Source organism: Aliirhizobium wenxiniae (assembly GCF_014201355.1).
Classification (GTDB): Bacteria; Pseudomonadota; Alphaproteobacteria; order Rhizobiales; family Rhizobiaceae; genus Neorhizobium; species Neorhizobium wenxiniae.
In genome coordinates, this window is sequence record NZ_JACHEG010000012.1 from 22,822 (window position 1) to 37,061 (window position 14,240).

Below are 14,240 nucleotides of genomic sequence, written 5' to 3' on the forward strand. Positions count from 1 at the left end.
GATGGCCCGTAGTTTCACCTCACGACGCAGGGACTTACGTCGCAGCGAGATCAAAAATCATGAACAGAACATTGTTTTCCGGGAGGGCCGTGCTCCTCCTCGGCCTCATGGCCATGCACCCCGTCAGCGCCGGCGCTGCTGCGCAGGATTATGAACTGACGCTCCTGAACAGCGACATCAGGCAGAGTAGCGAGGCCATGGTCGAGCTTCGCCTGACGGACCGTCGCAGCGGAGCGCCTGTTTCGGACGCCATCATATTCAACACGGCGCTCGACATGGCTCCGGACGGAATGCCGGACATGGGCACGGCGATCGAGCCTGTCGGATCGAGCGAGCCCGGCATCTATCACTTCAAGGCGGACCTCTCGATGACGGGCGGCTGGCGCCTGCGCATCGGCCTGATGATCCAGGGCGAACCCGAGCCTGTCGAGCGCGATCTCATTCTCAAGGTGTCGCCATGAGCCGGCTGCCACGTTTCGGAATGATCCTCGCCGCTTCCGTCGTTATCGGCTCCGGTGGTTATTGGGCGCTTGCCGAAGAACCGCATTCGGGGGCGGCGCATGGCGCTGCTGCCGGCGCTGTGCATCAACACTCTTATGAAGAGGGACGTATTCTATACTATCGGCATCCCGATGGGCTGCCGCAATTTTCGACCCAGCCGAAATCCACCGATGACGGCAGGGCTTATCTTGCCGTGAGGGAAAAATCAGGCGAGGCGGGCGGACATGCTCCGGCCGTCGCACCTGCCAAGGCTATGCTGGCGGAGCTTGGCTCCACCGCCCCACGACGCATTCTTTATTACCGTAATCCGATGGGGCTGGGCGACACGTCGCCGGTGCCGAAGAAAGACAGCATGGGCATGGATTACGTGCCCGTTTTTGCCGAAGAGCAGCAGGACGGGGCGACGATCAGGGTCTCGCCGGGAAAACTGCAGCGGACGGGGGTAAAAACCTCGACTGCCGCAATGGCCCGAATCGGCCGGGCGGTCCGTGCCCCCGCAACCGTGACGCTGGACGAGACACGCGTCAGCGTGATCTCGATGCGCACCGACGCCTTCATCGACACGGTTTCGACCGTGACGACCGGCGACCGGATCAGGAAAGGGCAGGTGCTTTTCGGCTTCTATGCGAAGGAAATCGCCACTGCCGGAACCGAATATGCAGCACCAGGAGGCGACCGGGCAGGTTCGGCGCTTCGCCTGAAAAACCTTGGGGTACCGGATGAGGCGATCAGAACGATCGCCGAGCGGCAGCAGGTTCCGTCGTCCATCGATTACGCCTCGCCGCGGGATGGTATCGTTCTCGAACGGCTTGCCGTTGCGGGCATGATGGCCAAGCCCGGCGATGTGCTCTTTCGCATCGCGGACATGTCGCATCTGTGGGTACTGGCCGATCTCCCGGAATATGACCTTGCCTCTATCCGGGTCGGCGCCGACGTCAGATTGACCGTTCGCAGCCTGCCCGGCCGCAGTTTTGACGGCACCGTCGATCTCATCTATCCGCAGGTCGATGCCCAGACGCGGACGACGAAGGTCCGCATCGAACTTCCCAACCCCGATGGCGTGCTGCTCGTCAACATGTATGCGGAAGTGGAGATCGATACGCGCTCCGAAGAGCCCGTCATCGCGGTTCCGAACAGCGCCGTGATTGATACGGGTGATCGCAAGCTCGTGTTCCTCGACAAGGGAGAAGGGCGGTTCGAACCGAGGGATGTCATGCTTGGCGCGCGGGGCGATGGGCAGACCGAAATCGTCACCGGCATCAAGGCCGGCGATCAGGTCGTGGTTGCCGCAAACTTCCTGCTCGATGCCGAGAGCAACCTCAATTCGGCGCTGAGCGCGATGACGGCGGAGGGTGGAAGACAATGATCGCCCGTGTCATATCCTGGTCCGCCCGCAATCTGGTCCTCATCTTCGTCGCGGCCGTATTGGCCGTCGCGGGCGGTATCTACGCCTTGCGGTCGCTGCCGCTCGACGCCATTCCCGATCTCTCTGACGTCCAGGTGATCGTCTATACGGACTATCCGGGGCAGGCGCCGCAGGTCGTCGAGGACCAGGTCACCTATCCGCTGACGACATCGATGCTGACGGTGCCGAAGTCAAAGGTGGTACGCGGTTTCTCCTTCTTCGGCGCCTCCTTTGTCTATGTGATCTTCGAGGATGGCACCGATCCTTATTGGGCGCGCAGCCGCGTGCTCGAATATCTCAATGTCGCGCAAAGCCGCCTTCCGGACGGGATCACGCCGACGCTTGGCCCGGATGCGACGGGTGTTGGCTGGGTCTATCAGTACGCCGTGGTGGCGAAACAGATGTCGCTTGCCCAGCTGCGGTCGCTGCAGGATTGGGTCGTGCGGTTCGCGGTATCTAAATCCGAAGGTGTTGCCGAGGTCGCCAGTGTCGGCGGTTTCGTCAAGCAATATTCCATCGTGGTCGATCCCGTCCGGTTGAAGGCCCAGGATATTTCGCTCACCGACATCGCCAACGCCGTGCGCGCCAGCAATACGGATGTCGGGGGCCGCACGGTGGAGCTTTCCGAATTCGAGTTCATGGTGCGCGGGCGCGGTTATCTGAAGGGCATAACCGATATCGAGAATATCGTTTTGAAGACGATGGGCGGCACGCCGCTCAGGCTCGGCGATGTCGCAAGGGTCGAACTTGTTCCCGACGAAAGGCGCGGGATCACCGAACTCAATGGCGAAGGCGAAGTGGCAAGCGGCATCGTGTTGCAGCGGTTCGGAGAAAATGCGCTCTCAGTCATCGACAATGCCAAGGCAAGTCTCGAAGGTATCAAGGGCAGCCTGCCGGCCGATGCCGAAATCGTGCCGGTCTACGACCGGTCGCAATTGATCGAGGCTGCGATAGAAACCTTGAAGGGCACGCTGGTGGAAGAGGCGATCGTCGTTGCCCTCGTCACGATCGTTTTTCTGCTGCATGTGCGCAGTGCGCTTGTCGCCATCATCATGTTGCCCGTAGGCGTGCTGATGGCGTTCATCGCCATGCATTTCCTCAATATCGGCGCCAATATCATGAGCCTCGGCGGCATTGCGATTGCCATCGGCGCGATGATCGATGCGGCGATCGTGATGATCGAGAACGCCCATAAACATCTGGAGCGCGCACCGCCGGACAAGCCGCGTGTCGACATTCTCATTGAGGCTGCAAGCGAGGTCGGGCCGGCTTTGTTTTTCAGCCTGCTGATCATCACTGTCTCCTTCCTGCCGATCTTCACGCTGGAATCGCAGGAGGGAAGGTTGTTCAGCCCGCTGGCTTTCACCAAGACCTTTGCGATGGCCGCGGCGGCGATCCTGTCGGTGACGCTGGTGCCGGCGCTGATGGTGGTGTTCGTCAGGGGGCGGATCGTGCCGGAGCATAAAAATCCCGTCAATCGCTTGCTGATCTGGATCTATCGTCCGGTCATCGCCGGGGTTTTGAAGGCGAAGGTTCTGACGATAGTGGTGGCGCTTCTCGTGCTCGGCGCCACGGCCTGGCCGATCCAGCATATCGGCAGCGAATTCATGCCGGATCTCAACGAAGGCACGTTGATGTATATGCCGACGACGCTGCCCGGACTGTCCGTCACCAAGGCGGCCGAATTGCTGCAGACGCAGGACCGGATCATCAAGTCCTTCCCGGAGGTCGATAGCGTCTTCGGCAAGGCGGGGCGGGCGCTGACGGCAACCGATCCGGCGCCGGTCGAGATGTTCGAGACGATCATCACGCTGAAGCCGAAAACCGAATGGCGTCCCGGCGTGACGATGGCCAGCCTGAAACAGGAGATGGATGCGGCACTGCAGTTTCCCGGCGTCGCCAATGCCTGGACCATGCCGATCCGCGCGCGCATCGACATGTTGTCGACCGGCATTCGAACACCTGTCGGGGTAAAGGTCTATGGCGATGATCTGACGGAGATCGAAAACGTCGCCCGACAGATCGAAGCCGTGCTGAAGGAATTGCCCGGAACATCGAGTGCCTACGCGGAAAGGGTTATCGGCGGTTATTATCTCGATATCGTGCCGGACCGCACAGTGCTCGGGCGTTACGGGCTGACAATCGGTGACGTGCAGGAGGTCGTATCGATGGCGCTCGGCTCGGAAGTGGTGACATCGACCGTGGAAGGGCGCGAACGCTATGGCGTGGCGATCCGCTATCCGCGCGCGTCGCGCAGCGATCCGCAGTCGATCGCAAGAGACGTGCTCGTTTCGCTGCCGGGCGGAGGCACGGTTCCTCTCGGCGAAGTAGCCGAGGTGAACCTGACGCGGGGAGCAACGACGGTGCGCACCGAAAACGGTCAGCTCGCGGTCTATATCTATGTCGATATTACCGGCCGCGATCTCGGCGGATATGTTGCCGAGGCACGCGACGCCGTGGCAACGCGGGTAGACCTTCCGACGGGGTATTCCGTGGCATGGAGCGGACAGTTCGAATATCTCGAACGGGCTGCGGCGCGCCTTTCGATCGTCATTCCGCTGACGCTCGCGCTGATTTTCCTGCTGCTCTACCTGAACTTCAGGGCGCTGACCGAAACGCTGATCGTCATGCTTTCCTTGCCCTTCGCGCTGGTCGGCGGCATCTGGCTGATGTGGTGGCTCGGGTTCAACGCTTCGGTCGCGGTTGCGGTCGGGTTCATCGCGCTTGCGGGTGTTGCGGCGGAAACAGGCGTGATCATGCTGATCTATCTCGACCACGCCCTGAAGGAGCGGTGTGCTTCATGCGCCGAAGAAAACCGACCATTGACGCGGAAGGATCTGCATCACGCGATCATGGTCGGGGCGGTCGAGCGGGTTCGCCCGAAGATGATGACGGTGGTGGCCATTATGGCCGGCCTCCTGCCCATCCTGTGGAGCACGGGCACGGGGGCGGAGATCATGCAGCGCATCGCCGTGCCGATGATCGGCGGCATGGTGTCTTCGACACTGCTGACCCTGATCGTCATTCCGGCAATCTATGCTCTGGTGAAGGGGAGAGGGCTTGGCAGCGAAAATTCCCACACTACCGATGTGGTTGAGGCCGATCTCGAGATGAAGGCGGTAACAGGATAAGCTGAACGCGGTTCAAAAGCTCGGGAGCCGGGACTTGGCCGGCTCCTGACAGTTGCTGAATTCAGCGCTTTCCGGCCGAGGTGGCGGCTTTGTCGGCGCCGCCATCCTGCTCCAGTTCCTTGACCAGCATGGCAAGAAGGCCGGGAAACCGTGCGTCGATGTCTTCGCGGCGAAGCGAGGAGGCGCGGCGGTTCCCATAATCGATCTGGCTGATCAGTCCTGCCTCGCGAAGGATTTTGAAATGATGGGTGAGCGAAGCCTTGGCGACCGGAAAGCCGAATGACACGCAATTGCGCTCCATGCCGTCCGGCAAGGTCGCCAGGATGGCGATGGCCGTGCGCCGAAGCGGGTCTGACAGCGTCGAGAAGACGACACTGAGATCGATTTCATCACGCTCTGGCTGAGGAAGCAGGTCTGGCATAGGATAAATTTACGAAAATTGGCATCTCGATGCAAGCGATAGGTATGTCTTGACGCATACCTTTGAGAGGCATAGGTATGTCTCACACCATACCAGCACTTCTCAAGGACCTGCGGATATCGGTCGAATCTAGCTGCAGCCGCCGGCGTGTCATCGTCGATGAGCGGTTTCAAACCTGCAATGTCGAAAGTGAGCCAAATGCCTCAGCCACAACTTTTCACGCCCTTCAAGATCCGCAATCTCGAGCTTGAGAACCGCATCACCATCGCCCCGATGTGCACCTATTCCGCCGTGGACGGATGCATGACCGACTGGCACCTGATCCATCTGGGGCAGTTGGCTTTGTCCGGTGCCGGTCTTTTGACCATCGAGGCGACGGCTGTCGTTCCGGAAGGCCGGATCAGTTATGCCGATGTCGGCCTTTATGACGACGCCACGGAAGCGGCGATGCGACGGACGCTGGAGAGCATCCGCAAGTGGTCGAACATTCCCATCGCCGTTCAGCTTGCCCATGCCGGACGCAAGGCTTCGTCAAACCTGCCGTGGCTCGGCGGTGCGCAGCTTCCTGTCGATCACAAGGATGGCTGGCAGACCGAGGCCCCGTCCGCGGTTCCGTTCAAGTCGACGGACACGGTGCCGACCGAGCTTTCCCGCGAGCGGATGAACGAAATCCGCGACGCCTTTGTCGAGGCGGCAATCCGCGCGGCGCGTATCGGCATCGATGCGGTGCAGATCCATGCCGCGCATGGTTATCTGCTGCATTCCTTCCTGTCGCCGCTCGCCAACCAACGGAGTGACGAATACGGCGGCAGCCTCGAAAACCGCATGCGCTTCCCGTTGGAAGTGTTCGATGCGGTGCGGGCTGCCTTCCCGGCCGAGAAGGTCGTGTCGGTTCGCGTCTCGGCAACCGACTGGCATGACGGCGGCTGGAACCTGGATGAGACAATCGAATTTGCCAAGGCTCTGGAAAAGCATGGTTGCGACGCCATCAACGTGTCTACCGGCGGGTTGCATATCGATCAGAAAATTCCGCTATCGCCGAGCTATCAGGTGCCTTTCGCGCGTGCCGTCAAGGCTGCGGTGAAAATGCCGGTCGTGGCCGTCGGGTTGATCACCGAACCGTCTCAGGCGGAAGCGATCGTTGCGACAGGCGATGCCGATCTTATCGGGCTTGCCCGCACTGTCCTTTATGATCCGCGCTGGCCGTGGCATGCCGCTGCCGCTCTGGGTGGCGAGGTTTCCGCGGCACCTCAATATCACCGCAGCCAGCCATCGACGCTGAAGGCGCTGTTCAAGGCGTAAGTGAAAAATAGCGCGAAGGTCCTTCGCTCCTACTTGGATCGGAGGACCTTCGTAAATCCGGTAGAACGATCCCGAGTTCTTCTGGCATTCGTCAATCGCATGCGGGCGTGAGTTGGAATTTCCTCAACCATGCCGAAGGTCGCAACTTCGTTTCCGCTTGGGGGCGGCAATAGTATATAATTTTTGTATACTGCTGGAGTTGGCCGGCGGTAAGCTCCTGTGCCCGGCGGTGTTCGTTTGAACAACGTCCGGTTCATCGATCAGGAGACGAAACAGATGTCGACATTGAAGGATTACCTGGCTCAAAAGCGGGCGGCACTGCTGGAGCGGCGCAGGCGCATCAAATCCGGCGAACTTGGTGTCGCGACGCTGAAGGCAAGTGCCAGTGCGGAAGGCCGCAGCGGTGTGCGCCGAATCCGCATCCGGGATTTTCAGGTCGTCTCCGACAGTCCGCCGGATTTTGCCGGTTACAATCTCGGGCCAGCGTCTCCGGAGCTTCTGGTTGGTGCGCTTTCGAGCTGCCTGACGCATACATGGCTGATCCAAGCGGCAGATCAGCAGGTCGCTCTGGATGAATTGCATGCGGAAGTCTCTGCCAAGATCGACCCGCGTGGCGGATCGGAAGGGCATGAGGACATTCCGGTCTATCCGCATGATTTCGACTACACCGTTTCGCTGGTTTCGGATGCCAGCCCGGAAGAGATTGCTCGTGTCGCGGCGGCTGTCGAAAAAGCGTGCCCGATCCTCAATCTTCTCAGGCGCGGCACCAATATTACCGGTCGTATCGACCACAAATCTCCCGCATCTGCCGTTGCGGCTTAACCTCGAACGCGGCCAACGGGCACTCCCGAGCGACTGATCGCCAGGCCATCGCTGCCGATTGCGCCACTCGTCTGGGAGTGCCGTGCGCACCAATGACGCTCCATCTCTTTCAAACAACGCATCCGACTTTCCGAAATCGGTTCCGGTTCTCGTGCCGATGCAGATATTATGGAACACACACATGAGTGATATTGCATCCCCCGATTTTCCTCCCTCACTCTGGAACGCGGCAACACGGCCAAGAAATCCCAGCTCCAGTCTCTCGGGTGAGGCGAGGGCAGGGGTTGCGATCATCGGGGCCGGCTTTACCGGGCTCTCGGCGGCTCTTCATCTCGCTGAGCGCGGGCACAAGGTTATCGTGCTTGAAGCTGTTCAGGTCGGCTGGGGGGCGTCCGGCCGCAATAACGGTCAGGTCATCCCGACCATGACCGGTGCCGAACCGGACAGCATCGCGAAAACCCATGGGGAGGCAGGAGAGCGGTTTGCCCAGCTTGTCAGCGATAGCGCTTCCTATCTTTTCGACCTCGTGCGCAGACACGACATCGATTGCGAGGCGCAACAGAACGGCTGGTTTCAGCCGGCACATTCGCCCGGACGTGTGCGGCTTTCGGCAAGTCGCGTGGAAGCCTGGTCGCGCCGCGGTGCGCCGGTCCGCCTGCTCGACGCGGCAGAGACTGCCGATCTCATCGGATCGCGGGATTGGTATGGCGGCATGCTCAACAGCAGTGGCGGGCACATCAATCCGTTGGCCTTTGCCAGAGGGCTGGCAGAACGCGTCACCGCTGCCGGAGCGGTGCTCCACGAAAACACGCCTGTCCGGTCGATCGAGAAAACGCCATCGGGTTGGGTGATCTCGACACCTGCCGGGCGCGTCATATCCGACCAGCTCATCCTGGCATCGAATGGCTACACGGACTGGTTCGAAAGCCGGCTGGCGCCGACGATCGCGCACTCGCTCGTGCCGATCCTATCGTGGCAGATGGCGACAGAGCCGCAACCGGACGCGGTGCGCGCCAGTGTCTTGCCGGGGCGGCAGGCATTGTCGGATACCCATGGCGACCTGCGTTTCTTCCGCTGGGATGCCCGTGGCCGGCTTGTGACAGGTGGTGCGCTGATGTTCCCGTTCAACGGTGCGGAACGCTTGAAACAGCCTATCGGCAAACGATTGGCCGGGATATTTCCGCAAATGGGCAGGCCGAAATTCGATTTCGTCTGGAACGGCCGCATCGGCATGACGGTGGACCGGATGCCGCAATTCTATAACCCCGCGCCCGGGCTTTGGGCATGGAGCGCTTGTAACGGGCGCGGTGTCGCCTTGGCAACCTCGCTCGGCAAGGTCTTTGCCGACGCAATCGAAGGTGTCGGGCAGCGGGATCTCGCTGTTCCGATAACCCCCGTCCGCACAATTCCCCTCCATCCCATCGCCAAATTTGTTGGCCCAACCATGCTCGGTTGGTACCGGCTGAAGGACAGGCTCGAGCCCGCTTATCCGTGAATAGAAAGACGATCCGTGTATGAGTGAGAACAGCAGAACCGGCCATCTGGTGCCGATCGAATGGCTGCAGGCGGCTTTCAATATGCGCGCCGCAGCCTATGCCAATATATTCGACGTGCTGCGGGATGCCTTCGGCACGCAAAGCTCCGTCGAGCTTCTGTCCGAAGCAACGCGCCGGATGGGTATCTCCGCCGGCGCTCGGTTTGCCGATCTCGGCCCGGACGGGCTGGTTGCCTTGAAGGAACGGTTTCTCGGCACCATTCCGGCGGGTGATATCCTCTTTCAGCCGGAAGTTCGTCGAAGCGACGACGAACGCTTGGAAATCAAGTTTCATCGCTGTCCGCTGAAGGAGGCTTGGCAGGCAATGGGGCGATCCGACGACGATATCGAACTCTTGTGCAAGGCTGGCGGGGCGATAGACGGCGGCCTGTTCAAGGCGGCCGGGTTTGTCTTCAAGGGTGAAACCTGGCGGCCCGGTGAAGAGGGCTGCTGCAAGCTTGTCGTGGAACCGGGGCCTGCCGCCTGATCGCGGCCCTGCGACTACTCACGAATGTCGGGCCTGACAGAGAGTGCTTCTCTTTGTCGGGCCTAAGCATTTGATAATGCCGCGACGATGTCGCCACGGCACTCCATCGATCTCAGAGGAACTCGACTACTGCTCCGCTCGCATCCGCCGGTGAAACGGCAATGCCTCCGGCAGATGTCCTGATGAACGCGATGCCCTGCACGGAAAGAAGATCTTCTGTCTTCTGCAGATCCTTCACCCGAATGCGCAGCACGGCAAAGCCATTGGCAGGTGTCCCGGCAATATCGAGACCGGGGTAAAGCCCGGCAATCGCTGCCGGTTCGAAGAAGAACAGCGGTGCCGAATTCTGGCCGGTCTCGACGCGAAATCCGCCGTCAATCTCTTCAACGCGACCCGCGGCATAGAAGCCTGCATAGGTTTCCGCCGTCTTGCGAGGATTGTCGCTGATGCCGGTTATGCCGCCGAGGCCGACCGCGCCATTGGCATGGTCCTGCAGTTCCGGCCTCCACACCATGTCGCGCGTTTCGTGCTGGCAAAGGAAGAAGTGTCCGAGCGGGACTTGGCTAGGATCGAAGCCCAATGTCCTGAAGCTGGCAATGCCTTCGCCACCGCCGGGCAGGGGAAGCGGGCGTGAAAACGCGCTTATATCTCCCGTCCGGATGCCGAGTTCTGCAAGCGCAGGCTTGGCTGCGTCCGCACTTGCGGTGCGATTGGCAATCGCCTGCAGGCCCTGGCCATACGTCGTGAGCGTCTTGCGCTGCGGCTCGTTGAGTTCGGTCTCGGCCACCAGTCCAAGAAGCTCGAGATAATCGTCCTGGAAAATGATCGTGTAGTTGGCCGATCCCTTTTGCGGACTGTGAAGCCCACGAGGAGAAAGCGTGAAACCAAGGCGGCGGTAACGTTCGGCGCTGTCATCGAGATCATTGACCAGCAGATAGCTGTGATCCACGCCAAGCACGGGGTGGGACATGATTTTCCTCATCGGATCGAAGGATTGTGCCCGCCGGCGGCAAGCCGGCCGAGCGATTGATCGATGTTTGTGAGCCTATCCGGTCCGGGCAGATTTCTACCGATTTTCTATTCTATTTTCAGAGCGACTGCGGAAGTTTCTTTGCGGCCTCGGTGCGTCTGGAACAATCGCGTTCCAGACGTGAAACCGGCGCGGGCGCGCTACCAAGACTGTGAAAGGGTTTGTCTTTCAGTCGCGATAACGCAATGCTTCGATCAGCAGACGGAAGGCGGGGGATACCTGCCGGCGGCTGGGATAATAGAGGTGATATCCGGGAAATGGCGGGCACCAGTCCTCAAGCACGCGCTCAAGTTTTCCGTCGTCGAACAGCTTGCCGAACTGATCATCCGGAAGACACACAAGGCCTAAGCCGTTAACGGCTGCCTCAACCAGCATGGGGACGTCGTTGCAGGTGAACTGTCCCTGGACGCGCACATTGAGCGGTCTGTCATCCTTCTCGAATTCCCAGGCATAAAGGCCGCCAAGCGTGGGAAGCCGAAGGTTCATACAGACATGCTGCGTCAGGTCATGCGGCGAAAGGGGGCGGCCCCTTTTCTCGAAGTAAGCGGGTGATCCGGCAACGACCATGCGCAGCTCCGGACCGATCCGCACCGCCACCATATCCTTCTCCACCCGCTCGCCGAGCCGTATGCCGGCATCGTAGCGTTCGGTGACGATGTCGGTGAAACGTTGGTCGACCGAGATTTCGATATTGATATCGGGATATTCCGCCATTAGCCGGCTTGCGGCGGGCATGACGATGCCGATCGCCGGCTGGCGGCTCGATGTCAGGCGAATGGTTCCTGCTGGCTTGGCGCCGAGCGCGCTTATCGCATCGACGCGGGTTTCGATGTCGTCGAATGCCGGCCGCAGCGTTTCGAGCAATTGCTCGCCGGCATCGGTCGGGGCGACATTGCGCGTCGTGCGGGTGAGCAGGCGTACGCCCATCCGCTCTTCCATGCGCCGTATCGTGTGGCTGAGCGAAGACTGGGACGTGCCCATTCTGGCGGCAGCTCGGGTAAAGCTCCGTTCTTCCGCAACGGCCATGAAAGCAAGAAGATCGCCGATTTCATCGCGCCGCATTTATTAATCTCCAGCATATGTCCCTACCGGATTTAGCGCATGAATGGCTGGGTGCGCCAATGACAAAGCCGAGAGCATGAAGGCGCTCAGATGCGCGAGAGTGATCGGCCACGACCGATCTTCGTTGACGAGCGCGATCCGCTTGCCCATGGTTTTCAAATCAGGTGATGTGTCGCAGCATCGCATGAAGCCGCAGCAAGGGAGAGATCGGTGCAGCCCGAACAACGCAAGCGGCCGGACGCCGCACAGCCGCAGGAACCTCTCAAGGTGGGGTTCATTCTTGCGCGCTCGTTCACACTGTCGGCGTTTGCCATGTTCGTCGACACGCTGCGTCTCGCCAGTGACCAAAAGGATCGATCCGGCAGGGTTCTTGCCGACTGGCAGGTTCTCAGCAGCACCCGGCACATGGTCACGTCCAGCTGCGGAATACAGGTTGCTCCGACGACGGATTTCATCGACCCGGCCCGCTTCAATTATATCGTCGTGGTCGGCGGGCTCCTGTCGGTGTCGCAGCCGGTCGACAACGAGACTGTCTCCTACCTGAAAAAGGCCGCCGACAAGCGGGTGCCGCTTATCGGCGTTTGTACCGGCTCCTTCATTCTGGCCGAGGCCGGCTTGATGGCGGACCACGAGAGCTGTGTCAGCTGGCTCCATCACCAGGATTTTCGCGAGCGGTTTCCGGATCTGAAGGTTCGCTCGGATCGGCTTTTCCACATCGATGGCCAGCGTGGTTCCTGTGCCGGCGGCAGCAGTTCCGCGGATCTGGCTAACGTCCTCGTTCAACGTCACATCGGACGGGACGCAGCCAGGAATGCTCTTGAAGTCCTGCAGATCGATCAGGCCAGATCGGCCACTCATTCGCAGGCAAGGCGCCCGTTTGTCGTCGAAGCGAGAGATCCGCGTATCATCTCGGTGCTGATTACCATGGAGCAAAATCTGGAAGGCGACGTGTCGCTGGAGGGGTTGGCAAAGTCGGTCGGGCTTTCCCGCCGTCAGCTTGAACGGCTGTTCGAGGAGCAGACAGGGCTTTCCCCGGGGGCGGCTTACCGCAAGATACGCCTGGAGCGCGCCAGAGAACTCCTTCAGAACACAAACCGCGCCGTGATCGATATTGCCTTCGACGTCGGATATTCAAGCGCGTCGCATTTTACCAAGGCGTTCAGGCTTGCATTTGGCAAAACGCCGCTGGGTATGAGGGAAAGCCAAGCTGCAATCCACTGAAGAGCAGGGATGTCGAACCATTCGCCTTCGATCACGACTGGCCTAGTATGGATAGTGCGGGGGCGCGGCCAGAAAGCCGCGCCCCCGTCAAAATTCGTTTGATATCTCGACTCAGCCGAAAGGCCTGTCGATCGAATGGGCAGGCTCGGTGAAGAAGACCGGACCTTCTTCCGACATGTAGATAATGTCTTCGAGACGTACGCCGCATTCGCCATAGACGCAGAGCATCGGCTCGTCGGAGAAGACCATGCCGGGCTGAAGCCTGGTCTTGTTGCCGCGAACGATGAACGGGTTTTCGTGCAGGTCCATGCCGAGACCATGGCCGGTGCGGTGCGGCAGGCCGGGAACCTGGTAATCCGGTCCGTAACCGGCATCCGTCAGCACCTTGCGGGCGGCTGCATCGACGTCTTCGCAAGGTGAGCCGAGCTGGGCTGCCTCGAAGGCGGCGCGATGGGCCTTCTTTTCCATGTTCCAAAGTTCGCGCTGGCGCTCGGTCGCTTCGCCGAAGACATAGGTGCGAGTGATATCCGAGCAATAACGATGGATATGCGCACCGAGATCGATCAGCACCATGTCGCCCTTGTTGAGCGTCTGTGCGTAGGGCACGCCATGTGGATAGGCGGTCGCTTCGCCGAACTGGGCGGCGGCGAAGACATGGCGCATGCCGAGTTTTTGGTGGGCTGCGGCGATGAAATCCGTCACTTCGGTGGTCGAGACACCCTCGTAGAGCCCTTCCCACACGGCCTTGTGGACACGCAGGCTGGCGGTCATCGCCGTCTGGATGATGGCGATTTCGGTAGCCGACTTGATCTGGCGGCAGGCCGCGATCAAATCGCTGGCGCCGATGATTTTCAGCCGCGCGCCGATATGGGCGGTGATCGGGCTCGAGAACATGAAGGGCGTGGCCGGATCGAAAGCCAGTACTTGGCCTTCCGCCGGCAGACCGCAGATCAGGTTCGCGACGAGCAAGGCCGGGTCTTCATGCTCTTCCCAGGTGGCGATCTCGCCCTCGATCCTGACGAGGGTCACCGTCTTCGGTTCCTCGAAGGCAGGGCTGATATAGATCGGTGCGCCCGTGGATGGGATGATCGCGCCGTGCAGGCGCTCGCTCGCACCAAGCGTCATGCCGGTGAAATAGGTGAGGCTGGTCGAGGTATCGAGATAGACGGCCTTCACATCCGTCTCCCGCATCAACCCCTGCAGCTTGGCGATGCGGGATTGAAGCTCTTCGACGGAGATCGGAGCAACGGCGGCAGCGATATTGTCGAATTCGGCAAGCGACTGTTCGAAGGATTTGTAGACGGGGGCACTCATGGTCTTGTTC

12 protein-coding genes are annotated in these 14,240 nt (G+C 60.5%); 8 read left to right on the forward strand and 4 right to left on the reverse strand.

What is annotated here, in order from left to right; genetic code table 11:
- The first annotated feature begins 59 nt into the window (after positions 1-59).
- From HNQ72_RS27865 to HNQ72_RS27875, 3 genes are read left to right on the forward strand one after another with little or no spacing between them, the layout of a single operon-like run.
- Positions 60-461 (forward strand): FixH family protein, encoded by a 402-nt coding sequence (locus tag HNQ72_RS27865; protein WP_183997519.1) that lies wholly within the window; start codon positions 60-62, stop codon positions 459-461.
- Positions 458-1,867 (forward strand): efflux RND transporter periplasmic adaptor subunit, encoded by a 1,410-nt coding sequence (locus HNQ72_RS27870; protein ID WP_183997521.1) that lies wholly within the window; start codon positions 458-460, stop codon positions 1,865-1,867. Before HNQ72_RS27865 ends, HNQ72_RS27870 begins: the two co-directional genes overlap by 4 nt.
- Entirely contained in the window at positions 1,864-5,037 is a 3,174-nt protein-coding gene (locus tag HNQ72_RS27875; RefSeq protein ID WP_183997523.1) for an efflux RND transporter permease subunit, read from the forward strand. Before HNQ72_RS27870 ends, HNQ72_RS27875 begins: the two co-directional genes overlap by 4 nt.
- Before the next feature lie 61 nt (positions 5,038-5,098).
- On the opposite strand, the gene HNQ72_RS27880 is transcribed toward HNQ72_RS27875, so the two are convergent.
- On the reverse strand, positions 5,099-5,458 hold the full coding sequence (locus tag HNQ72_RS27880; protein WP_183997525.1) for an ArsR/SmtB family transcription factor: 360 nt from the start codon (positions 5,456-5,458) through the stop codon (positions 5,099-5,101).
- A gap of 198 nt (positions 5,459-5,656) precedes the next feature.
- On the opposite strand from HNQ72_RS27880, the gene HNQ72_RS27885 reads away from it, so the two are divergent.
- The 4 genes from HNQ72_RS27885 to HNQ72_RS27900 all read left to right on the forward strand — a co-directional run bounded on the left by HNQ72_RS27885 (position 5,657) and on the right by HNQ72_RS27900 (position 9,603).
- Positions 5,657-6,760, forward strand: a complete 1,104-nt coding sequence (locus tag HNQ72_RS27885) for an NADH:flavin oxidoreductase/NADH oxidase (RefSeq protein ID WP_183997527.1) — start codon at positions 5,657-5,659, stop codon at positions 6,758-6,760.
- A gap of 276 nt (positions 6,761-7,036) precedes the next feature.
- Positions 7,037-7,582: an OsmC family protein gene (locus tag HNQ72_RS27890; RefSeq protein ID WP_183997529.1), complete on the forward strand. Its 546-nt coding sequence runs from the start codon at positions 7,037-7,039 to the stop codon at positions 7,580-7,582.
- Between the two features lie 181 nt (positions 7,583-7,763).
- On the forward strand, positions 7,764-9,077 hold the full coding sequence (locus HNQ72_RS27895) for an NAD(P)/FAD-dependent oxidoreductase (protein WP_183997531.1): 1,314 nt from the start codon (positions 7,764-7,766) through the stop codon (positions 9,075-9,077).
- Positions 9,078-9,096: 19 nt separating this feature from the next.
- Positions 9,097-9,603, forward strand: a complete 507-nt coding sequence (locus tag HNQ72_RS27900) for an L-2-amino-thiazoline-4-carboxylic acid hydrolase (protein ID WP_183997533.1) — start codon at positions 9,097-9,099, stop codon at positions 9,601-9,603.
- Between the two features lie 112 nt (positions 9,604-9,715).
- On the opposite strand, the gene HNQ72_RS27905 is transcribed toward HNQ72_RS27900, so the two are convergent.
- Together HNQ72_RS27905 and HNQ72_RS27910 are read right to left on the reverse strand one after the other, a co-directional pair.
- Positions 9,716-10,573: a VOC family protein gene (locus tag HNQ72_RS27905; protein WP_183997535.1), complete on the reverse strand. Its 858-nt coding sequence runs from the start codon at positions 10,571-10,573 to the stop codon at positions 9,716-9,718.
- A 228-nt stretch (positions 10,574-10,801) separates the two neighbouring features.
- Positions 10,802-11,695 (reverse strand): LysR family transcriptional regulator, encoded by an 894-nt coding sequence (locus HNQ72_RS27910; protein WP_183997537.1) that lies wholly within the window; start codon positions 11,693-11,695, stop codon positions 10,802-10,804.
- Between the two features lie 210 nt (positions 11,696-11,905).
- On the opposite strand from HNQ72_RS27910, the gene HNQ72_RS27915 reads away from it, so the two are divergent.
- Entirely contained in the window at positions 11,906-12,916 is a 1,011-nt protein-coding gene (locus tag HNQ72_RS27915) for a GlxA family transcriptional regulator (RefSeq protein ID WP_183997539.1), read from the forward strand.
- Positions 12,917-13,027: 111 nt separating this feature from the next.
- Here the strand turns inward: HNQ72_RS27915 and HNQ72_RS27920 are convergent, their stop codons facing one another.
- The gene (locus tag HNQ72_RS27920) at positions 13,028-14,230 is read right to left on the reverse strand and encodes a M24 family metallopeptidase (RefSeq protein WP_183997541.1); all 1,203 of its coding nucleotides are present in this window, start codon (positions 14,228-14,230) and stop codon (positions 13,028-13,030) included.
- Positions 14,231-14,240: the final 10 nt, after the last annotated feature.